Source organism: Sphingomonas sp. STIS6.2 (genome assembly GCF_000732685.2).
Taxonomy (GTDB): domain Bacteria; phylum Pseudomonadota; class Alphaproteobacteria; order Sphingomonadales; family Sphingomonadaceae; genus Sphingomonas; species Sphingomonas aerolata.
Genome location: NZ_JPDP02000015.1, coordinates 14,756 through 36,147, shown reverse-complemented (window position 1 = coordinate 36,147; position 21,392 = coordinate 14,756). Strand labels below are relative to the sequence as shown.

Genomic DNA, 21,392 nt, shown 5'->3' with positions numbered 1-21,392 from the left:
TTTTACGCTGTGGGCCGATATGCCCGGTGATAAACCGGCGCCAAATTAGTGATGACGCGCGCGGCCTCGCCGCGGGGGCGATGTGGATCGAGGCGCACGGGCAGCTTTGCGAGGGCCGCTTTGCCGCATTGGAGAATGTGATCGGTGACCTGAAGCGGGAGGCAAACGATGGACAGCCAGGGTAGCAATGCGGTCGAGCGCTGCGGCGATCGCGAACTCGTCGTAATGCGGACATTCGATGCACCGCGCAGCACCGTCTATGAGGCGTGGAGCCAGGCCGATCTCTTCCAGCGATGGTGGGTACCGAAGTCCGCCGCCGGCATTTCGCTGGTCTCTTGCGACCTCGACGTCCGCACCGGCGGCACATACCGGCTGGGGTTCAGCGCCGGCGGCTCCGATATCATGACCTTCTACGGCAGCTATATCGAGGTGGTACCGAACGACCGCATCGTCTGGACCAATGACGAAGGCGAAGAGGGCGCGATCACGACTTTGACCTTCGAGGACCGCGATGCACAGACGCTGCTGACGTTTCGCGAATTCTATCCGTCCCGGGAGGCGCTCGACGAGGCACTGCAGGGCTCGGCGGCAGGATTGCCGGAGCAATTGGAACAACTCGGCGAATTGCTCGCCGGCCAGGATCGATAGCGCGGGTCGGGAACCGCCGCTCTGGGAATATATGCTCGCCGGAGTCATGGAGCGTTTGCCAGACCCGCCCGGCTGTCCGCTTCGGCATGGAATCCGTGCCCTGGCCAAAGACGAGAAAAGCGCCCCGCATGTCCGTGTGAAAGATCATGGCGGGGCGCTGAGGGTACTCGTCACTGGAGGCGAGAGCCTCGAGTGCTTGATTAGGATCAACTAGTTGATAATGTGTGAAGCATCCCGCCCGCTCCGTGTGACACCGTCGATGTCGCGGGCGGGATGCCGAGCTCTTACCGTCTTGGAGCAGTAAGCTCTGCGACGAGCGTCTAAAATATGGCCGCGGCGGACAAGCCTCATGTCGTCCGCGAATCCCGGATCGAGACAGACGGCGCCCCGTCACGCGCCCTGCCGTCCTTTTCCAACGGCAGCATCACGATCGCGCGATCGTCCAGCGGCCTTTATCGGGTCGCCGCCGTCGTCTTGTGATGCTTCTGCCATCACCGGGCACAGGCAATCGGCGGGCGGCCGTTCATAGGTCGGCAGGCCGCGCGCCTTGCGCAGGCCGATCAGCATATCGACGCTGAGCGGCATCCCGACCTGCCGGCAGATCGCGCTGAGATAGGTCCGGGCATAGGTCGCCCGCGTGTCCGGCGTCCGCGTGATCGCATTGGGTGCCGCGGTGACCACCCGCCAGAACTGGTCGAACGGCGACCGGTCGCCCTCACCCCAGAAATGCAGCAAGGCCAGCGCCAGCCGCAACCCCGGATTTGGCTTCACCGGGTGCGGACAGCAATCGTCGATCGTCTGGTCGAGCACGCACAGCGCGGTGTAGATCAGCCGCGCACGCGTGGGCGGTTTTGCAGGATCGGACATTGGTCACGCACGGCGCCCGATGCAGCGCCGCGTCACGTGCGTGGAACCCAGATGTCGCGAATCCCGAGCCCGAACTCCCCCGCGCCGAGATACGTGCAGAGCCGCTGGTGGTTGTCGCTGGTCAGGGCCGCCGGACGCCCCTCGCTGATGAAGCGCGCCAGATAGCCGGGCGACCGGTCGATCATGCGCGACAAAGCGGAAAGGCTCTCTCCGCGCTCGTCGGCCAGCTGGCGCAACGCCTGCCGCGGATCTGCCGGCACCAGCGCCAGGCGAAGTCGCGCGCCCATTACTGCACCATCCAGTCCATTTCGGCATCGTCAATCGCCGCGAACGCATCGCCATCCGCCGACATCTCGCGCAGGCGCTTGCGTACGGCTTCCGGGTCGCCGTTCTTCGGAAACTGACGATCGGCGCGTGCTGCATCCGCGACCGGATCGATCCAGTCGCCGCGATCGCGCTGTTTCAGCAGCCACCTGCCGAATGTCTCGCGCGTCGTTTCAACCCCGTCATCGTCCCTGTCCATCGCCTGATCCTCCTGCCGACTCGATGACGGCACGTCTATCCTGTTCCTGTTTCGTTCTCAATGGGCTTGGGCCGTTCATGTGCGATCGGTCAGCTCCGGGCTGGAGGAATCGGCACACTGACTAAGGGGTTTCCCTTAGGTCGCCGGCAACAGGCCGGAAACCAGTCCACCGGCACAAGCAGCGTTCACTGCCATTTCCGGGACGGCGCTCATGTGGTCGAAGCAAATCAACGCGAACAGCGTATCGGCGATGTTTCCAGCGGCGCCCGATCTGGTGATCGTGTTCGGCCCGACCGACCGCCTTGCCGATTGCACGCTCATCGACCGTCTCGCGCACCGCTACGACACCGCGATGATCGTCGGCTGCAGTTCGGGGACGATGGTCGAAGGTGATCGGCTCGACGACGACGGGGTCGTCATCCTCGGCATGGGATTCGACCGGACCGAGCTGCGCCTCGCGGTCCAGCCGCTGCCGTCGTCAGGCCTGTCGTTTTCAGCCGGTGCCGCGCTTGGCAAGGAGCTCGGGGGCGACGGGCTGTCGGGGATATTCGTCCTGTCGAACGGCCTGAACGTCAATGGCAGCGCCCTCGTCGCCGGTCTGCGCACGGTGATTGGCGATCACGTCGCGCTGAGCGGCGGGCTGGCGGGCGATGGCGCGCGATTTGCGGACACGCGGATCCTGGCACGCGGCGAACACCACGCAGACGTCGTCGCCGCCATCGGCTTCTACGGCGACCATGTCCGGTTCGCGCATGGCAGCGCGGGAGGCTGGCAGCCCTTCGGCCCCGTACGCACGATCAACGATGCGGCGGGATCGGTACTGCGCGGACTCGACGGCGAGCCGGCGCTCGCACTGTACGAGCGCTATCTCGGTGAGGAGGCGGTGGATCTGCCTGCATCGGGGCTGCTCTATCCTCTCGAGATCTGGGATCCCGCCCACCCCGATGTTCGCGTCGTCCGCACATTGCTCGCCATCGACCGTGACGCCGGGACGCTGACCTTTGCCGGCGACATGCCGCAGGGGTGGAAGGCACGGCTGATGCGCGGGATGTTCGACGAGCTGATCAACGGCGCCTCGACCGCGGCGCACCACGCGCTCGAGCAGACGACCGCATGGGGTACGTCACCCTCTGCCTGCCTCGCGATCAGCTGTGTAGGGCGGCGGCTGCTGATGGGCCAGCGCACCGAAGAGGAAATCGCCGCGGTCGCCGCCGCGCTCGGCCCGGACATCGCGCTGGCGGGTTTCTATTCCTATGGCGAGATCGCGCCGCAAAATCAGACCGCGGTGCCGTGCCTCCACAATCAGACGATGACGATCACGCTGATCGGGGAATGTGCGTGAAGCCCCCGCCCCCGATCACTACCGAGCCGCCGGTGCTCCACCGGATCGCGGCACGCCAGGCGGAACGCGCGCGACGGCCCGACGGCGGGATCGACACGGATCGCCTGCTCGCGCTGGTGTCGGCGACCTATGCCGAAACCGATGTCGACCGGCGGCGATCGGATCGCGCGAACCGCCTGATGGCGCAGGAACTGGAGGTCGCGCTGGCGGAAAGCGCGCTTCAGAATCTGCGGTTCAAGGCCGCGCTCGACAACATGAACCAGGGGCTCGCGTTGTTCGATGCGTCCCGGCGGCTGGTGCTGACCAATCAGCGGTTCCTCGACATCTACGGGCTCGATCATGCCGTTCCCGGCCTGACGCTCGACCAGCTGCTGAGCAACAGTCCCTGTCTGTCGGTCAGCACGGCCGACGAGCATCGTCGACTGGTCGAGGAATATGACGGCGCGGCCTCCGCCTATGGCGCGAGGATCGAACAGCGCTGGCCGGATGGACGGACCATCACGATCGAGCGCACCCGGCTGGTCGATGGCGGCTTTCTCGACACCGTTGCCGACGTCACCGAAGCGCGCAACGCGTCCGCGCGCCTCGCGCATCTGGCGCGGCACGATGCCCTGACCGATCTTCCCAACCGTACCATGCTGCGCGAACGGCTCGACGAGATGATGCGCAACGCCCGCAGCGGTGATCGTTGCGCGATGCTGTGTCTCGACCTCGACCGGTTCAAGCTCGTCAACGACACGCTCGGCCACCCGGTCGGCGACGCGCTGCTCGTCGCGGTGGCATCGCGTCTCGTCACGCTGGTCCGTCATCATGACGTCGTGACCCGGCTGGGCGGCGACGAATTCTCGGTCCTCGTCCAGCATGTCACGTCGGACCATGCGATCGAGCAACTGTGCCGCCGCATCATCGAGGCACTGACGCAACCCTTTGAGATTGGTGGTCACCATATCCAGATCGGCGCGAGCATCGGCGTCACCATGGTCGAGGTCGACGCGCTCGACCCCAACGTGATGCTCCGCGATGCCGATCTCGCACTGTACAGCGCCAAGGCGGGCGGGCGCGGCAATTATTGTTTCTACACGCCCGACATGCACGTCTTCGCAACCCGCCGGCGCGAGCTCGAGATCGAACTGCGCCGTGCACTGAAATCAGAAGAGTTCGAGGTTCACTACCAGCCGCAGGTCGCGATCGGCACGCATGCGGTGGTCGGCTTTGAGGCACTCGCACGCTGGTATCATCCCGAGCGCGGCATCATCCCCCCGAACGAATTCTTCAGCGTGTGCGAGGAGATCGGGCTGATCGGCGCGGTCGGCGAATTCGTCCTGACGCGCGCCTGTCGGGATGCGGCATGCTGGCCGGACAGCGTCAAGATCGCGGTCAATCTCTCGGCGCTGCAGTTCAAGTCGGGGACGCTGCCGGCGGTCGTCGCACACGCGCTGCGTGTCAGCGGCCTCGATCCGCGTCGCCTGGAACTGGAAATCACCGAAAGCGCGATGCTCGACGACACGGCGAGCGTCCTGAAACAGTTGCGTGACATCAAGCAACTGGGCGTGCTCATCTCGCTCGATGATTTCGGCACGGGCTATTCGTCGCTGAGCCATATCCGCAATTTCCCGTTCGACCGGGTCAAGATCGATCAGTCGTTCGTCCGCGATCTCGGCACCAACAGCGACAGCCTGGCGATCGTGCGTGCGGTGACGGGGCTCTGCGGGAGCCTCGGGATCCTGTCGACCGCCGAGGGGGTCGAGACGCTCGACCAGTTGAATATCCTGGTCGCTGAGAAGTGCGACAGCGCGCAGGGCTATTATTTCAGCCGCCCCGTGCCGTTCGTCGAAACGCTTCCCTTCGTCTCTCGCATGCACGCGCTTCACTCACAGGCCGCCTGAGCGAGCTGCGCGGATCGGACGCGGCTGGCCGTTGCTCACGGCAACGCCAGTCCCCGGGGACCCGCAGGAGCCGCGATGAGGCTGACCGTCAGCGACGTGAAAATTCGGCGATCAGCCGCAGCCCGACCACGAACGCCGACCGGCGGCCTGCGCCGGCATAGGCGCGGCGAACATATTGCACGTCGGGCTGGACCGCGAGGAAGGGCGCCGCCCGATCCTGATAGGTGATCTCGATGCCCGTCTCCGCGGCATCGGCGCGATCGCCCGCATCGCGCACCGTCTGACGGAGAGCCTGCGATAACAGGCCCTGCGCGACGCCGATCGAGAATTGCCCGTCGGGCCGTCCGGGAACGAGGCCGCGTGCGAGCAGCCCGGTTTGAAAACCGCCGCGAAACGGCGTCGTCTTCCCGTCCGATATGCCCGCGCGCAGGAACAGATCAATGCCCCGGCCGTCGTCACCGACCAGCCGCTGATCGACCAGCACATAGGCGCCGATCGCCGTCCGTTTGACCGGATCGCCGTTGCCGTCGCACGCCCGCATGTCGTCCTGCTGCCGTGTGTATCGCCACGCACCGAACGCAAGCTTGCCGTTGGCGCGTGTCCCGGCCTCCGCGATCAGAAGCGCGCCGTCGTGCATTCCGAGGTCGATCCCCGTCGTATCGCCCAACACCCCTGCCCTCGCATTCACGACGGCAGCGTGGAAATAGCCAGATGTGCCGATGGACGTCTTCAGTCGCATCGTCAGCGCGGTCGAGGGGAAGATCGAGGGCCCGTTGGGCCCCGTCGCCGCGAGCTCCGAGCCGATGCCGAACGCCGGCGCGACCAGCATGCCCGCGGAATCATTCTGGTAGAAGTCGACGTTCAGATCGGACAGCCCGACCAGCAGCGCGGCGCGCCCACCCGCAAGATCCTGTTCGACCCACGCCTCGTACAGCTTCACGCGGCTGTCAGCGACCTCGATATTGTCGACGCCCTGCACCGTCCCCGCCAGCGCATTGATCGATCCCCCCTGATTGCTGAGTACATGGAGATGCGCGCGCGCGCCGCGCCAGCCGGCCAGCCGGGCGAGGTCGCCATCGGCCGTGACCTCGAAATTATCGAGCACCCGCGCGCCCCGCGCGTCGCCGCCAGCGACGTTGCCCATGAGATCGACGACATAGCGTCCCGTGATCGCGACGGCCCGTGGCGGGGGGTCTTGCACGACTTCTGGCGGGCCGGACTGCCCCCAGGCAGGTAACGTCCAGGCCGCGGACAGTAATAGGGCGGGTCCGACCAGTCGAGGCACCGTCATAATATCCACGCGCCACCTCCGAGCACTGCATTCCCGCCTATTATAGAAGTCGAAATGTGTCCCAGTACGAAACAGGCCAGCAAAACTATGATGACGAAGTCCCGGTCGCGTGATGCGATGTCGCTGACCCGTATGATCCGGATGGCGGGCATGGTCCTGTTCGGACTGATGCTGCTCTGCGGTGTGACCGGCATCGGCGCGGCGTGGATGCAGAGCGCCGCGCTGCACCGCCTGACCGATGCGACGACGCTGCTTTCCAATCACCAGGGCGCGGACATGATGCACGACGCGATCCGCAGCGACGTGCTCGCCACATTCCAGGCGGCGGAGCCCGGCAGCGCGATCAAGCCGGATGATATCCAGAAGGATTTCCGCGAGCATCTCGTCGCCCTGCGCGAAGGGATCGCAGCGGATTCGGCGTACACCGGCGACGCCGCGGTCGCCGCGGTAACGTCCAGGCTGGCGGCGCCGATGGAAGCCTATGTCCGCGTCGCGACGCAGGTCATCGATCGCGTCGGCCGCGATCCGGTCGCCGCGCGTGCGATGCTGCCCGGGTTCTTCGATCAGTTCCGCGTGCTCGAAGTGTCGATGGGCACGGCGTCGGATGCGATCGAGACGAATTCGACACGGTCCGCCGAGAAAGCGGAGCAGCTCGGCACGATCGCGATGATCCTGCTCGCCATCACGCTGGCGGTCGGCATTGCCGGAACGCTGGCGTTCGTGATGGTCGCACAGCGCCGGGTCGTGCAGCCGATCGTGGTCCTTGCCGGCACGATGCGCGCACTCGGCGACGGCAATCTCGCCGCCGAGGTGACCGGCGCGGATCGCAGCGATGAACTGGGCGACATGGCGAAGGCGATGCTGGCGTTCCGCAACCAGCTTCAGGAGGCCGAGGCCGCGAAACAGGCACAGGCCGCGCTGATCGTCGACAGCCTGGGCACCGGCCTCACCGCGCTGGCGCAGGGCGATCTGACTGCCGAGGTGGTCGCGGACCTGCATGCGCCGTTCACCGGGCTCAAGAGCAACTTCAACAGCGCGCTCGCCAGCCTGCGCGGGCTGATCGGATCGGTCGCGCAAGGGGCGATGATGATCCGGACCGGATCACAGGAGATCGCGCAGGCCAGCGAGGATCTCGCCCGGCGCACCGAAAGCAACGCGGCCAGCCTCGAGCAGACCGCGGCCGCGATCGCGCAGATGGATCAGCGCCTCAAGGCTACGGCGGTCGCCGCGGGCCAGACCGTCGAGCGGGCGGACGGCGCGATCACCACCGTGGCGGACGGGCGCAGGATCGCGGACGAGGCGGTCCAGGCGATGACCCGGGTCAGCGAAAGCGCGACCGGGATCGACAGCGTGATCGAAGGACTCGACAAGATCGCGTTCCAGACGCGCGTGCTGGCGATGAATGCCGCGGTCGAGGCAGGGCGTGCCGGCGAGGCGGGCCGTGGGTTTGCGGTCGTCGCCGACCTCGTGTCCGCGCTCGCCATGCGAGCCGAGGAGGAAGCCGGACGCGCGCGCGACCAGCTGACCGCGACGCAGGCCGATATCGGCACCGCGGTGGAACGCGTGCAGCGGGTCGATGGTGCGCTGTCGGCGATCTCGACGGATGTGCGCGGCGTGCACACGCTGCTCGCCGGGATCGCGGACGACAATCGTGCTCAGTCGAGCGCGATTACCGAGGTCAGCATGGCGGTCGGTGCGATGGACCAGGCAACGCAGCAGAATGCGGCGATGGTCGAACAGACCTCCGCGGCGGCGCGCAACCTGACCGCCGAAGTCGCAGCGCTGTCGGACCAGGCGGCGAAATTCCGCATCGAGGGCGCGCAGCGTGGCGCCGGGGCATTTCGGCAGATGATCGAACGACCGGACCTACAGGGCGACACGCGCCTGCGCTCGTCTCCATCGGCGACCACCACGCCCCCCGCCCCGGTTGGTATCGACGAGGACGCGGATTGCGGGTTCGCCGCCTTTTGACGCGAGCGACGCGTGCTTAACGCGGCATTAGGGTTGATGGCCTAGATGTGGCGTATGAAGACCTACCGCCGCCTCGCCAGCGACATCAGCCACGATCTGCTCGATCGACGCAATTGCACGCGTCGTGCGATCAGCCTCCCCGTGACGATCGTCACCGGCTTCGGCGACACACACGCGGCGATCGTTCAGAATGTCTCGTCCCGGGGTTTCAATATCCAGTCCGAATATGGCGTCACGATCGGTCGGTTTCTCTCGCTCGACATACCCGGGCTCGCCCAATATCCCGGTTGGGTGGCGTGGTCCTATCTCGGGGGATTCGGGCTGGAGGTCGCCAACCCGATTCCCGAACAGGTGATCGAACATATCGTCGCGATGGCCGTCAGACACGCCGCCTGAGCTGCGGCATGCCCGGCGGGGGCCGCGTGATCGCGTCGTCACCGCACCGATGCGGACCTGCCATCAGAAAAACCGCAGCCACGCAATATCCCGACGACGCTGCTTCAACCGTGCGAACCACATCGTCGGAAGCGCAAACGGCATGATCAGGGCGACGTACCATATGAGCACCCAGGCATAGCCATCGACCATGAAGACCGCGCCGTCGGTCGGCCCCCACCACGCCAGCGCCGCGTGATAGAGGATGCGCAGCATGGTGAGATGAAACAGATAGAAGAACATCGGTGCGGCGCCAAAGACGGCCAGACCGGAGACAAGCCGTGAGCTCGCCAGTCGCTCGCATTGCGCCAGCAGCAGCGCTCCGCCGCCCAGGGTCGGCAGCAGGAACAGGAGCGACGGCGGATATTTCGTCATCGACAGGAAGCTGATCGCCGTCCGCAGCGGGCTGTTGTCGACCACATGCCAGGGCGCGTCGCCATAGAGGTTGAACGCGCGCAGCGTGATGAAGCCGACGATCATCCCGATGCCGAGCCGCGTCAGATATCGCCAGCGCTGCGCGGATTCGACCATGCGGTCAAACCACGGCCCGATCGCGTGACCGAGCAGCATGACCCCCAGCCACGGAAGGATCGGATAGGTCGTCCTGGCCAGGAACCCGAACGGCAGGGCGATGACGTCGCGCTGGTGCAGCAACGCCCAGACCGGAAACAGCGTGTCCCCCTGGTGCAGTCGAACGGGATCGAGCAGATTGTGGCCACACACCAGCACGAGTCCCAAGGCGATCCGTGCCGGCCGGGGGAGCCGTATCAGCCCGGCGAGCAGGATCATGCACAGGCCGAGGCACCAGATCACCTGCAGCCAGAAGGTCGGCTGCGGCACCACCCCCCAATAAAGTGGTGAGAGGTACAGCACGTCGATCGCCATCAGCAGCACGCCGCGCTTTGCCAGGAAGGCGGCGGTTTCGCGCGGCGTGTGGCTGACGCCGAAGAGATAGGCGGAAAGGCCGGTCAGCGCGACGAAGATCGGCGCGCAGAAGCTGGCGGCGAAGCGCGCGATCGCGAGTGCCGGCATGACCGTGTTCGCATCCACCGGATCGGGCATGGGAACGAGGACAAGCCATGTCTCGCGCAGATGGTCGAGCAGCATCAGGATCATCACGATCCCGCGCACCGCGTCGATGCTCTCCAGTCGCCTGCGCGGGATATTGCGATCGGGTGCGGCAGCGCGCGTCTGGTCCGTCATTATCGCCATTCAGAATTCCGCTCGCAGCGACGCGCGCACGGTGCGTGACGCGCCTGGATAGATCCAGACCGAATTGTACGAGCTTTGCGCGTAGCGCTCGTCGAACAGGTTATCGACCTCGGCGCGGACCGTCAGCGAACTCGATAGCGGAATGTCGGCGGACGCCTTCACCTTCACATAATCGGGCAGCATGAGCCCGCTGGCGTCGGTCGCGCCGGACCGCTTGCCGACATAGGCGACACCGCCGCTGATCTGCCAGTCCCGGCCGGTTCCGGGATCGAAGCGGTGCACGATGAAGGCCGTCGCCGAATGATCGGGGACGTTCAGCGCCAGCGGCGTGGCGAACGACCGATCGTCGGTGCGCGCCCGCGTCCAGGCATAGTTCACCACCGCCTGCCACCGCGCGGCAAGCCGCAGCGACGCATCGAATTCGACGCCGCGGCTCGTCAGCGATCCCACCGGCGCCAGGAAATTGGCGTCGTTCGGATCCGTCGTGAGGACGTTGCCCTTTTTGATATCGAACCAGGTCAGGCCGACATCGATACCGCGCCAGCGGCCCGCCGCGCCGATTTCATAGCCATGCCCCTGTTCGGGGGCGAACGCGACACCCCCCGCACCACTGCCGGAATTCAGCTGGAACGACTCACCCCAGTTGGTGTGGACCGAGAGCGCGTCGGTGACGGCATAGCGCGCGCCGAGGCGGAAATTGACCGGGCGCCCCCTGGACACGGTCGTCGCCTTGACGAGATTGCGCGCGAGCTGCTGCCGATAGCCGTCGAGGCGGACGCCACCGACGAGATCGAGCCGATCGGTCACCGCCCAGGCGTCCTGTGCGTAGAGCGACACCACGCGTCGCGTTTCGCGCTGATCGATACTGGGCAGGAGCGGCAAGGCCTGTGTCTCGCCATAGACGGGGTTGAAGACGTCGATCGCATAGGGATTGGCGGCGGTCGGATTTCGCCGGTTCAGCAATTCGAGATAGTCGAGCGTGTAGCCTTTGATGCCCAGGCTCGGACGATGGAGCCCGAGGGCGTGCACTTCGCCGCGCACTTCGAGACGCGCGGACAGATCCTCGACTTCGTAACCCCGTTCGCGACGCTGCCGCCACAGCGTGTGTCCGTCGACGACGCGCGACGGATCCGCCGAAAAGCCCCGCAACGTGCCGGTCCGATAGGCGACGCCGCCGACGAGCGACCATGTCCCACCCAGCCGCGCTTCGCCGGTCAGCTGGTGGCGGGTGTCGCGTGCGCGCGTCGGCCTGTTCGAGGGTTCGCCGAGGAACCGCGACGCCGGCAGCGCGAGCGGATCGCCATCGACCGCCGCCACACCGCGATCGAACGGCGCGTCATAGACGATATGCTGGGCAAGATAGGTGAGCTGTACGGCGTCGCTCGGCCGGAAGGTCAGCGACGGGGACACGACGCGGCGCTTCACCGTGACGAAATCGCGGTAGCCGTCGCTGTCTTCGGTCGCGACCACGATCCGCGCGGCGAGCGTCCCGGTCAGCGGCCCCGTCGCGTCGAGTTCGATGCGGCGCGTGTCGAACGAACCATAGTTCAGCGAGGCCGACGCCTGGGATGCAAAACGCGGCGTCTTGCTGACCATATTGACCCGTCCGGCGGGATCGATATCGCCAAAGACGGCGCCGGCGGGGCCCTTGAGGATCTCGATGCGCTCGATGGTCGCGGGGTCCCGCGCGGGGGCGCTGCCGCGATTGGCGATGAAGCCATCGGTATAATATTCGCCGCCGCCATCGGCGGTGCTCAGGAAGCCGCGGATCGCGAAATTGTCGGCAAAGCCCCCGCGATTATTCTGCTGGCTGCTGCCGCTCACCAATTCCAGCGCGTCGCTCAACCGGTACGTCCCCGCCGCACGCAGGATGTCCTGTTCGAGTGACCGGCTCGATTGCGACATCACTTCGGTCGCGCGATCGGAGGAAAGCGTCGCGTCCCGCGACGTCCGGGTCCCGAGCACGACGATCTCGTTCCGCTCCGCCGGCTCCTCCACGGCCTGCGCAACCACTGGCGACCCTGCCATCATCCCGATCGCGCCAAGCGTGTGCCGCAGCCGAAGCGGCACATCCCCGCCCGATAATCGTGTCACAGTCCGCATCGTCCAGCGTGCCAAGAGACTTCCTCATATGCGATGATATGTTGTCTCCTAACGTTGCCACTCCGCGATGGCAACGCGGCAGTCTGCAATGGTGGCCAGGTGTACGAACGATCGACCTGAACCTGCAGGGCGGGACGCAAAACAAGAAGCATCGAGCTTTGCTGCCCGTCCTTCTGACGCTCGATCGCTGGCTATGGGCCGAATACGCGACCTCACGTAAATCAAATTGAGGGACCGCGCCGGCCGCGGCTGGCTGGTCAATTACCACGGGCGAGCGGTGCAGGATGTCGACCGGGCCTGGGACACCATGCTTACGAAGCTCGGACTGCTGAAGGGCCGCGAGTGGCGCTCGTACCTATTGCGCCACAGCCTCACGACGCTCGCGCGCAACCGCGGCGCTACGAAGTGGGATTTAGAAGTTTTCATGGGTCACAGCGACGGCCGCTCAGCCCCTCGCGTCGCGCAACGCTTCCAATGTAGCCAGCTTGACCGGGTCGTCAAATGCAAGAGCCTCTTCAAGATAATAGCCATAAGATATGTTGCGCACCACCTCTTGCGCCTCGCTACTATATTCTTCCGCTATGATCGGAAACGCATCCACGAGCTCACGGAGAAATCCCTTGTCCATCTCTTGAAGATGGCTAGCTAAGGCTTCCATCATCTTCACGGCGGCGTCAGGGTTAAGTTCCTCGTCTTCGGTCAGTTCGAGGAACACGGCATACTCCGCGATAATTTCTGCAACCTGCATAGCGATCATGGCTTCACAACCCTTACGTGGATGTTCGTGATGCTCATCTGCTTGGGCAGTTTCAGTGCCTTGGTTTTCTCGACAGGCGTAGGGACCTCCCACGTCCCGATCAGACGGTGTTGTGCTGATACCTCAGGCTGCCGCAAAATCTGGGCCCGCAAACGAGGCCTGTTTACGACAGCCTATTTTCGGTCGACCATATAATCGCCTTGAATGCCGTCAAACTTCACCGGCCGCTTAGAACCGTTGGGCATCGTCCGCATCAACGTTGGCGCCTGACCGGCGCGCGCGCCGGGCGCCGAATCGTTATAGGGTTTCCAAGGCTTTTTTGACTTGGTCGTCTCCTTGACCCAGCCGATTTGCGGCGGGTCAAAGGTTATACGCGGCCTCGCGATAGCGGGTCGGCGCAATGCGGCAGCCTTGGAGAGCGCCGCCCCCGGCGCTACCGCCAGTGCGACGTTCCCAGCAACCTTTCCTGCGGCGCGACCGATGTCCCGCGCCGAGGCGTTGGCAACGGCGCTTGCCGCGCGGGAGGCCTGGATATGGGCCGGGGTATCCTCAGCAGCGATTGCGGTGTCGATCATGGCCGCGATGCCACGGCCGGCGTTGCGAACAGTCGTTACCGGATTTGTTGTTAGCGCAGCATGGACTCCCGCCACGGTTCCTTCCCCAACATCATAAAGTCCCTGACCGACGCCATCAACGAATTCGGCGACGGGGTTCGGCTGACCACCGGGCCGCGCTGCCGGGATCCGCGTGGACTGCACCTTGGCCGACCTGCGTTCTACCGATTTAGGGTCGTCGCCCGTGAGCGATCGCGCGCGGGGCGTTTCAGCCTTTGGCGGTTTTGCGGTCCGCGATGTATGATTATCCCCTAGGCTTGGAGCGCGACCGCTCCCAGAATGCGCACGATCGTTTCTGGCGCTCGTCGTATCGGTTTGGGTCGGTCCATCATGGCGCCCCGCGCCTGCAAATGTAAACCGGCCATCCGCCGGATCATGCCATGGATTGAATTTGCGTTCGAGAGCGTCAGGACCTAGCGCCGATGGCACCATGCCCGTCCGTAGTCACCGTGAAAATGCGGTCCGCTTAATGGTGCCTGATGTCTGGACCATGCCATCCCCCGCCTATTGCTGCGGTGAGAACATCTGAGCAACATTATCCTACAAGTCAAGCGCAACGCGAGCAAATCTTAAAATTCGCCCTGCTCAACCGCGCTTCTGTAGTATGGTGCCGCTTACAGGACTCGAACCTGTGACCCCCGCATTACGAACGAAGTCCTTCATTCGGATTTCCAACGTTCTTGCCCGGCGAACAAGAGAGCCCCTCCCCCGCTAGCCCGCAGGAACCCGTAACAAAAAGCGGGCTGCACCGGAAAATCACCGGAGCTGGAAACCCTCGACATCCAGCCTTCGGGCTCAACGCAACCGCACCCGCCGCCACGTCGCAAGTGACGGCCGAATGCCTGCCATCGACTTCCTTCGGGAGCCGACACGATGTCGAATTCACTGCCCGCCGCCACTTCCGCCCGCGCTCCTTCCGGCACGAGCAACATCGCCCGCTCGTTTAACGAAGTCACAACCGGCATCCGCGACCGCGCACGGTCAAACTCGCCAGTGCGCCGCAACAGCCACAATGCCGGTGGGTCCGAGGTGTCCCTCTGGCGCACGCACAACACGTTTCCAAAGACCGAACACAACGCGCGGATGCGCGCGGCCGAAGCGTTTGACCATGAGACAAAGCTACCGGGCAAGCGCAACGGCGCCCTGGGCTCGATCGGCCTCGAAGTGCTGCGCTGTCTGCTTCGCCTGCGCGGCCGTAAAGACGGCCGGCTTGATCCGACCTATCAGTGGATCGCGGACAAGATACACCGTTCGCGTAGCGCCGTTGGTGAGGCGCTCGATCGACTGAAGGCGTGCGGCTTCCTCGACTGGATCCGGCGATGCGTGCCGATCGAGGACGCCCTGCCTGACGAACAACAGAGCGAGCAGATCTCCAACGCCTTCATCCTGCTACAGCCGCCAACGGTGCGCGAGTGCGTTCGCCGCATGCTCCGCAAGCCGAGCGAGTTCGTCCGCGCTGTTGCCGAGAAGCTTGCGCGCCAAAAGAAGATGGACACCGCGACGGTCGACGACGTGATCGCCGAGGTCCAGAGCCCCGAGTTGCGCGCCATCCTCGCGCGCGTCCGCGCCTTTGTTGATAGTGCAAATCCGCCGAGCGGTCACACAGAGGCCCTGTAAGATCTAAATATAGAAGGAACGCCTATGGCGTGCGCAGTTTAATGCTCCACCCAGCCCCTGAGGCCCCGAACCCAACGAGCCCAACATCCAGCGACCGCGGGTGAGCGTGCCGGCTTGCGCCGTCCCGTGCATCCTGGGGAGGACGCGCAAATCCGGTGCCATTCTGCTAATTCACGTCGCCCCCGTTGCGAGGCCGCGATCTGCACCAAACTGCACCGGCGTATGAGCCCCCCCGAAACCGCAACGCGGCCTAGGACCTGGGCCAGTTTCCGCAGGCCGTTTGATCGCACCTTTTGCGACACGAAAAGACCGCGGGCGAGGCGGGGGGAATAGCGTGTTTAATGGGGTCGCAGGATCGGCCCTCCCCGACCCCGTTCATCGCAATGCCAGCCGCTCGAATTGCGGGTGGACTACAGCCCCCCCCCCCCCGGGGGGGGGGACGATGGTCGTAGGCGGGCCCGCCAATCTCTTAGATCCGGCCATGGTGGATGGCACGAAGATCGACGCGTTTATCGCGCAGCGGCGCGATACTAGCGGGTTAGAATGACCCAATTCCAGACGTCCAAACCGCCGTGCCCGCTTCCCAAAAGCAGCCGCCCGTTCATCTCGCCTCGAAGCGCCTTTAGGCGACCTTCGCGCGTTCGACGTTAGGCTTTCAATCGGGGAAATAAGATTTACCCCCATCGGCAGGATCGACACATGGCAGAACCCTTCTTCATAGCGGTACTCGACGACCGCCTCGCCGCCATCCGCGCAAAGGTCGAGGCGTTCGACTGGAGCCTTATGCCGGACGCGGGAAGCTGGCAGTCAGGCGTCGGCCTCGCCGATCTCAAGCGGCTCGTCGACTATTGGCTGGCGGACTACGACTGGCGCGCGCAGGAGCGGCGGCTCAATATGCTTCCGCAGTTTACGGCCGACGTGCAGGGGCAGCGCCTCCACTTCATTCATGTGCGGGGCGATGGCTCACGTCCCCCGCTCCTGCTGCTGCACGGCTGGCCGGGGTCGTTCCTCGAATTCGAGGCGCTGATCGCGCCGCTCGTCGCCGACGGTCACGACGTCGTTGTTCCCTCGCTCCCCGGCTACGCGTTTTCGGGCCGCCCCGTGTCCCCGATCGGACCGAAGCAGACCGCAGAACTCATGCACGGCCTTATGGTCGAGCTGTTCGGCACGCGACGCTATCTCGTGCAGGGCGGGGACTGGGGTTCTGCGATCGGTGGCTGGATGGCGCACGCGCATCCCGATGCGATCGCCGGACTCCATCTGAACATGGTGCTGCTCCAGGCCAAGGACGCGGTGCCGAAAAAGCCCGACGAGGTCGCCTGGGCCGCGAAACGCGCCAGGCTCGCCAAGGAAGAAACCGGCTATTCGCAGGAACAGGGCACGCGCCCGCAGACGCTAGGCGTGGCGATGTCGGACAGCCCGGTCGGCGTCGCGGCGTGGATCCTGGAGAAGTTCGGCGCATGGGCCGATGTGCCACGCGACGCACGTGGCCGCCCCGACCTGTGGCAGGCGTTCGACGAGGACCTGCTCCTTACCAACATCATGCTGTATCTGGTCGAGGGATCGTTCGTAACCTCGACCTGGATGTACCGTGGCCGCATGCTCGAGGACTCGGGCACTTTCCCCGCGGGAGCGCGGATTACCGTACCGACCGGAGTCGCGGCATTCCCCGACCCGGTCTTTCCGCCGCCGCCGCGCTCGCAGGCGCAAAAGACCTATGACATCGCCCAGTGGACCGAGATGCCCGCGGGCGGCCACTTCGCCGCGCTGGAGCAACCCGATCTGCTGCTCGCCGACATGCGCCGCTTCTTTGCGTCCAAATCGGTTTCCGATGACGCCCCGAAACGCTCGATCGCACTTCGCTCGGCTGGGATCATCGCTGCGACGCTGGCAGCGGCCGCGGTTTACACTCGGGTGGCGACCAAGCAGATCGAGCAGGACGTGCCCGCCGACGGCCGTTTCATCACCGTCGCGGGTGCACGGATCCACTATGTCGATCGCGGTGCGGGACCGCCGATCGTCCTGATCCACGGGTTGGGCGCGCAGCTCCGCAACTTCTCCTACGGTGTCGCCGATGCGCTGGCCGACGAGTACCGTGTCATCCTGGTCGACCGGCCCGGCTCGGGCTACTCGGTGCCGACCGGCGAACAACCCGGTATCCTAGGCCAGTCGGCGATCATCGCAGGGTTCATTGACACGCTCGCGCTCGATCGTCCGCCGCTGCTCGTCGGTCATTCGCTGGGCGGTGCGGTCGCCCTCGGCGTGGCCACGCACCGCCCTAGTTCGGTCGCAGGCCTCGCGCTGCTGGCGCCGATGACGCAGCCGCCTGGATCGATGCCCGTCCCGGTGGCAAACGCGATCGAAAGTAACCCTGGCGGGCGCGCGCTCTTCGCCAATCTGCTTGGCACGCCGATCAGCCGTGCGGCGTATGGCCTGCGCTGGGGTAAGATCTTCGCTCCCGATCCGGTCCCGGCCGATTTTGGCACGCGCGGTGGCGGCGCGCTTGGCGATCGCCCGGTTGCGTTCAATGCTGCGCTAGTTGAATTGGCCAGCGCCGACGTTGACCTTGCCGCGATCGTCAGTCGCTATGCCAAGCTGACGGTCCCGGTCGCGTTGCTCTATGGTCGTGATGACCAAGTGATCGCCCCCTCGATCGATGGCGAGCAGGCAGTAGCCGCAATTCCTGGCGCGACGCTGGAGATGACCGGCGGAGGCCATATGCTCCCGGTCGCGCATCCACAGGCCAGCGCCGCGTTCGTCCGCCGATTCGCCAAACACGTCTTGCAGTAGCGCCAAGGGGGTTAGGGGGCTCGGCGCCCGCTGGCCCCCTCAGAGATCGTACCTTTCTGATCTGTCAGTGACCGGCGACCTGCCCACCGTCGACGTGGAGTATTTCGCCGGTCACGAAACTGGCATCCTCGAGGTACAGCACCGCGCCGACCACGTCCGCGACCGTGCCCATCCGACCGAGCGGGTGAAACGCTCCGAGCCCGGCGCGCGTCTCGGGAGGGTGCATCGGCGTTTCGGTGATGCCGGGCGACACCGCGTTGGCGCGTACGCCGCGGGAGGCATATTCGATCGCCAAGCTGCGCGTCGCCGCAGCCAGCCCGCCCTTGGTCAGCGACGCCAGCACCGAGGGGAATTCGACATTGGCGTGCTCCGCCAACGTCGTGACGATCTGCAGAATATGGCCACTGCCCTGCTCAACCATCAGCGGCAGCGCCGCCTGCGTCATGTGGAAGAAGCCGTCGAGATTGGTCTGCGTGATCTGGCGATACTGCTCCGCCGTGTAATCGGTAAAGCGCTCGCCGATAAAAACGCCGGCATTGTTGACGAGCGTATCTACTCGCCCGAACCGGTCGCGCGCGGCCATCACGACGCGCCTCGCGGTTTCGGGATCGGCAACGTCCCCCGCAACGGTGATCCAGTCGTCCGATTGCAACGCTGCGATCGATCGTGACACGCCGACGACACGCCAGCCGCGCGCGCGATACGCGTCTGCGATCCCCTCCCCCAAGCCTTGCGAGGCACCGGTGACGATAGCGACCTTGGGCGCGTCAGACATCGACGGCGCCGATCTCCGCGCGGAGGGTAACGGGGGTTGTCATTGCCGAATGGACTCCGAAAAGGACCGACAGCGCGTTACTGCGCTCTCGCGATGTCAGGACAGCGGGGGTTGGCCGTTGGACGCGGTCAGTCCGCCGTCGACCGGCAGGTTGACGCCCGTCACGAAGCGCGCGTCGTCGCTCGCCAGGAACGCGATCGCACCGGCGATGTCCACGGGCTCGGCACCCCGTCCGATCGGGATCCGCTCCTCGAACTTGGCGATCAGGTCAGGTTGTTCCTTCATTCCCGCGGTCAGCGCGGTATAGGTCAGCGACGGGTTGACCGCATTGACGCGCACGCCGTTCCTGGCCTCGTCCATCGCCAGCGCGCGTGTGAAATTGCTCACCGCACCCTTGGCCGCGCAGTAGAAGCTATGGTTCCAGTCGCCGCCGAGCCCCGACACCGACGACACGTTGATGATGCAGCCCTTCGACGTGCGCAGATGTGCGATCGCCGCGCGGCTCATGTGGACGACGCCGTACAGGTCGGTCTCGATCACCTTGGTGAATTCGGCGAAGTCGCCTTCGTCCAGCTTGCCGAGATGATCGACGCCGGCGTCATTGACGAGCACGTCGATCCGACCGAAGCGATCGATCGCCGCCTCGACCAGCGCCTCGCACGTGGCGCGGTCGGTAACGTCGGTTTCCCGCGTCTCGACGGTGCCGCCCAGTTCGGCTGCCAACCTGCCGAGCGCGCCGGTGTCGATGTCGCCCAGTACCAGGATCGCGCCTTCCTCGGCGAAGCGGCGCGCGGCCCCCTCGCCGATGCCCGAGGCGGCACCGGTGATCACGACGACCTTGTCGGCAAAACGCGCCATCATGCGTTCTCCGCCTGCGCCTCGTGCTGGCCCTCGCAGAACTCCTCGACCAGCTTTGCACAGAACGCAGGCAAGTCATCCGGGGTGCGGCTGGTGATCAGCCCCTGGTCGACGACCACCTCCTGATCGACCCAGGTCCCGCCCGCGTTGCGGATGTCGGTGGCGAGCGTCGGGTACGACGTGAGCGTACGACCGCGTACCTGATCGGCTTCGATCAGCGTCCACGGCGCGTGGCAGATCGCCGCGACGGGCTTACCGGCGGCGAAGAAATCGCGGACGAACGCCACGACCTTGTCCGACGACCGCAGCGTATCAGCGCCGACGCACCCGCCGGGAATTACCAGGCCATCGAAGTCGGCGGCCGACACGTCGTCGATCGCCTTGTCGATGGCGAACGTCTTGCCGGGATCGAGGTCGTTGTTGAACGTCTCCGCGTCGCCGGTTTTGAGGCTGATGACGGTCACTGCGCCGCCCGCCTGCTCGACCGCCGCCTTGGGCTGCGCGAACTCGGGTTCCTCGGTGCCGCGGGGTGCGATCAGGATCGCGATTGTCTTGCCTTGGAGCTTCATGGGTACCCTTTCGAAAACAGAATTGCTGAGCGCGGCATCAGGCCGGAATATCGGCGATGGCCGCGGTGTTCGCGGCGGCGATGCCGGTCTCGCGGTGGCGGAAATCGCTGAGCGCGCGGTACACCTGCATGCGTGCGCGCATCACGCCGCCGAGCGGGCGGTGCGCTTCAAGCGCGTGCGCCGGGCGAAACGTCATGACCTCGTCGAAATAGCGGACGCGATCCGGGCCATAGGCGGGTTGCCGCGGCAGACGGATCGTCGCGATCGTGCGGTATTCGCTGACCCGCGTCGGCCAGTCGACCGACGTATCTTCGATCGGCTGCGTCTCGGCATCGGCCCAGAGTTGCGCGCGCAGTTCAAACACCGCGTCATTGTCGTCGAAATACGCGATCGCGGCGTGACGGAAGCCATCCTCATCCTGATGCGGATCGAGCCGCCAATCGTCGAGCGCACGCTGCTCAGGCGCGACCGGAAACACGCCAAGTTTTGCGACATAGTCGCCGTAGCGGATCGGGCATTGGCTGAAATAGGTCTCGACGAGCGGATGGCTGAACGGATGGCCGTAAAAGTCCAGCGTTGGGCTCGGTTCGGCACCGACCGCGTTCAGGACCTTGTTGATGTTGCGCGCGATCGATGCGGCCGCGCTTTTGACGCCTTCGGGCATCGGCACGGTCGGGCCGATCTTCTTAGCCTGCGCTAAAAACCCGGCGGCAGTGCCGGCCGGGAACGTCGTGCCGCTCGCCAGTACGAAGTCCTGGGTCGGCGCGTCGTGACCGGGCAGCTTGGCGTCGTCGACACCAAATACCTTGATCGCCATGCCACGGTGCGTCGATACGCGGTCTCCGAGCTTCTCGCCCGGCCCTTGCGCAAAGCGGACCGCGACGTCGAACGTCCCCGGGTTCGCGAACAGCCCTTGCGCCAGTTCGGGCGGCAAATCCGCGGCGACGACCATCGTTCCGATGACGCAGGCCGTGCTCTTGGCGTGGCTGGCGCGCACCGCATGGCCGTCGCGCTTCTCGACCGTCTCGCTCTCCTGCGTCATCCCCTTGATAATGCCGTCGATACTTTCCTGCTCGCCGGGCTCAGGCGTCTCGATGTCATCGCGATAGGGTAGATAGGGCATGGGAAGCTCCT

At 65.4% G+C, this 21,392-nt stretch carries 19 protein-coding genes; 7 read left to right on the top strand and 12 right to left on the bottom strand.

All coding sequences use genetic code 11. The annotated features are described in order from the left end of the window. Window positions 1-168 precede the first annotated feature (168 nt). Complete coding sequence (locus sphst_RS02410) at window positions 169-648, top strand: SRPBCC domain-containing protein (RefSeq protein WP_031395974.1); 480 nt, start codon at window positions 169-171, stop codon at window positions 646-648. 390 nt (window positions 649-1,038) lie between these two features. Here the strand turns inward: sphst_RS02410 and sphst_RS02405 are convergent, their stop codons facing one another. Genes sphst_RS02405 through sphst_RS02395 form a run of 3 tightly spaced genes read right to left on the bottom strand, consistent with a single transcriptional unit; the run spans window position 1,039 to window position 2,038 of the window. Then, window positions 1,039-1,515 carry a hypothetical protein gene (locus sphst_RS02405; protein ID WP_031395973.1) on the bottom strand — a complete coding sequence of 159 codons (477 nt, stop codon included), beginning with the start codon at window positions 1,513-1,515 and terminating at the stop codon, window positions 1,039-1,041. A 32-nt stretch (window positions 1,516-1,547) separates the two neighbouring features. Then, a complete protein-coding gene (locus tag sphst_RS02400) occupies window positions 1,548-1,802 on the bottom strand; it encodes a hypothetical protein (RefSeq protein ID WP_051916617.1) in 255 nt (84 codons plus the stop codon). Continuing rightward, window positions 1,802-2,038 (bottom strand): hypothetical protein, encoded by a 237-nt coding sequence (locus tag sphst_RS02395; protein ID WP_031395971.1) that lies wholly within the window; start codon window positions 2,036-2,038, stop codon window positions 1,802-1,804. Before sphst_RS02395 ends, sphst_RS02400 begins: the two co-directional genes overlap by 1 nt. 211 nt (window positions 2,039-2,249) lie before the next feature. Between sphst_RS02395 and sphst_RS02390 the strand changes: the two genes are divergently transcribed. Together sphst_RS02390 and sphst_RS02385 are read left to right on the top strand one after the other, a co-directional pair. Further along, a complete protein-coding gene (locus tag sphst_RS02390) occupies window positions 2,250-3,380 on the top strand; it encodes an FIST signal transduction protein (protein ID WP_031395970.1) in 1,131 nt (376 codons plus the stop codon). Further along, window positions 3,377-5,266 carry a putative bifunctional diguanylate cyclase/phosphodiesterase gene (locus sphst_RS02385; protein WP_159043473.1) on the top strand — a complete coding sequence of 630 codons (1,890 nt, stop codon included), beginning with the start codon at window positions 3,377-3,379 and terminating at the stop codon, window positions 5,264-5,266. Before sphst_RS02390 ends, sphst_RS02385 begins: the two co-directional genes overlap by 4 nt. 88 nt (window positions 5,267-5,354) lie before the next feature. Here the strand turns inward: sphst_RS02385 and sphst_RS02380 are convergent, their stop codons facing one another. Beyond that, window positions 5,355-6,467, bottom strand: coding sequence for a carbohydrate porin (locus tag sphst_RS02380; RefSeq protein WP_234387267.1), 1,113 nt, complete (start codon window positions 6,465-6,467; stop codon window positions 5,355-5,357). Window positions 6,468-6,647: 180 nt separating this feature from the next. Here sphst_RS02380 and sphst_RS02375 point away from each other — a divergent pair, with 180 nt between their 5' ends. Next, window positions 6,648-8,528 carry a methyl-accepting chemotaxis protein gene (locus sphst_RS02375; RefSeq protein ID WP_234387266.1) on the top strand — a complete coding sequence of 627 codons (1,881 nt, stop codon included), beginning with the start codon at window positions 6,648-6,650 and terminating at the stop codon, window positions 8,526-8,528. Window positions 8,529-8,582: 54 nt separating this feature from the next. Then, complete coding sequence (locus sphst_RS02370) at window positions 8,583-8,924, top strand: PilZ domain-containing protein (protein ID WP_031395616.1); 342 nt, start codon at window positions 8,583-8,585, stop codon at window positions 8,922-8,924. Window positions 8,925-8,987: 63 nt separating this feature from the next. Here sphst_RS02370 and sphst_RS02365 read toward each other — a convergent pair whose 3' ends face one another. The 4 genes from sphst_RS02365 to sphst_RS02345 all read right to left on the bottom strand — a co-directional run bounded on the left by sphst_RS02365 (window position 8,988) and on the right by sphst_RS02345 (window position 13,610). Further along, on the bottom strand, window positions 8,988-10,175 hold the full coding sequence (locus sphst_RS02365; protein ID WP_031395615.1) for a DUF1624 domain-containing protein: 1,188 nt from the start codon (window positions 10,173-10,175) through the stop codon (window positions 8,988-8,990). Beyond that, window positions 10,176-12,269, bottom strand: coding sequence for a TonB-dependent siderophore receptor (locus tag sphst_RS02360; RefSeq protein WP_234387265.1), 2,094 nt, complete (start codon window positions 12,267-12,269; stop codon window positions 10,176-10,178). 454 nt (window positions 12,270-12,723) lie between these two features. Next, a complete protein-coding gene (locus sphst_RS02350) occupies window positions 12,724-13,035 on the bottom strand; it encodes a hypothetical protein (protein WP_031393523.1) in 312 nt (103 codons plus the stop codon). Between the two features lie 173 nt (window positions 13,036-13,208). After that, window positions 13,209-13,610, bottom strand: a complete 402-nt coding sequence (locus sphst_RS02345) for a hypothetical protein (RefSeq protein ID WP_031393522.1) — start codon at window positions 13,608-13,610, stop codon at window positions 13,209-13,211. Between the two features lie 912 nt (window positions 13,611-14,522). On the opposite strand from sphst_RS02345, the gene sphst_RS02340 reads away from it, so the two are divergent. After that, complete coding sequence (locus sphst_RS02340; protein ID WP_159043472.1) at window positions 14,523-15,266, top strand: hypothetical protein; 744 nt, start codon at window positions 14,523-14,525, stop codon at window positions 15,264-15,266. 699 nt (window positions 15,267-15,965) lie between these two features. Next, window positions 15,966-18,056, top strand: a complete 2,091-nt coding sequence (locus tag sphst_RS02335; protein WP_107045091.1) for an epoxide hydrolase family protein — start codon at window positions 15,966-15,968, stop codon at window positions 18,054-18,056. Between the two features lie 64 nt (window positions 18,057-18,120). On the opposite strand, the gene sphst_RS02330 is transcribed toward sphst_RS02335, so the two are convergent. From sphst_RS02330 to sphst_RS02315, 4 genes are all read right to left on the bottom strand, one after another. Then, entirely contained in the window at window positions 18,121-18,831 is a 711-nt protein-coding gene (locus sphst_RS02330; RefSeq protein WP_031396369.1) for an SDR family NAD(P)-dependent oxidoreductase, read from the bottom strand. A 96-nt stretch (window positions 18,832-18,927) separates the two neighbouring features. Next, window positions 18,928-19,689 carry an SDR family NAD(P)-dependent oxidoreductase gene (locus sphst_RS02325; protein WP_031396370.1) on the bottom strand — a complete coding sequence of 254 codons (762 nt, stop codon included), beginning with the start codon at window positions 19,687-19,689 and terminating at the stop codon, window positions 18,928-18,930. Next, window positions 19,689-20,258: a type 1 glutamine amidotransferase domain-containing protein gene (locus sphst_RS02320; RefSeq protein ID WP_031396371.1), complete on the bottom strand. Its 570-nt coding sequence runs from the start codon at window positions 20,256-20,258 to the stop codon at window positions 19,689-19,691. The genes sphst_RS02325 and sphst_RS02320 overlap by 1 nt, the downstream gene beginning before the upstream one ends. Window positions 20,259-20,295: 37 nt before the next feature. Next, window positions 20,296-21,381: a catalase family protein gene (locus sphst_RS02315; RefSeq protein ID WP_031396372.1), complete on the bottom strand. Its 1,086-nt coding sequence runs from the start codon at window positions 21,379-21,381 to the stop codon at window positions 20,296-20,298. Window positions 21,382-21,392: the final 11 nt, after the last annotated feature.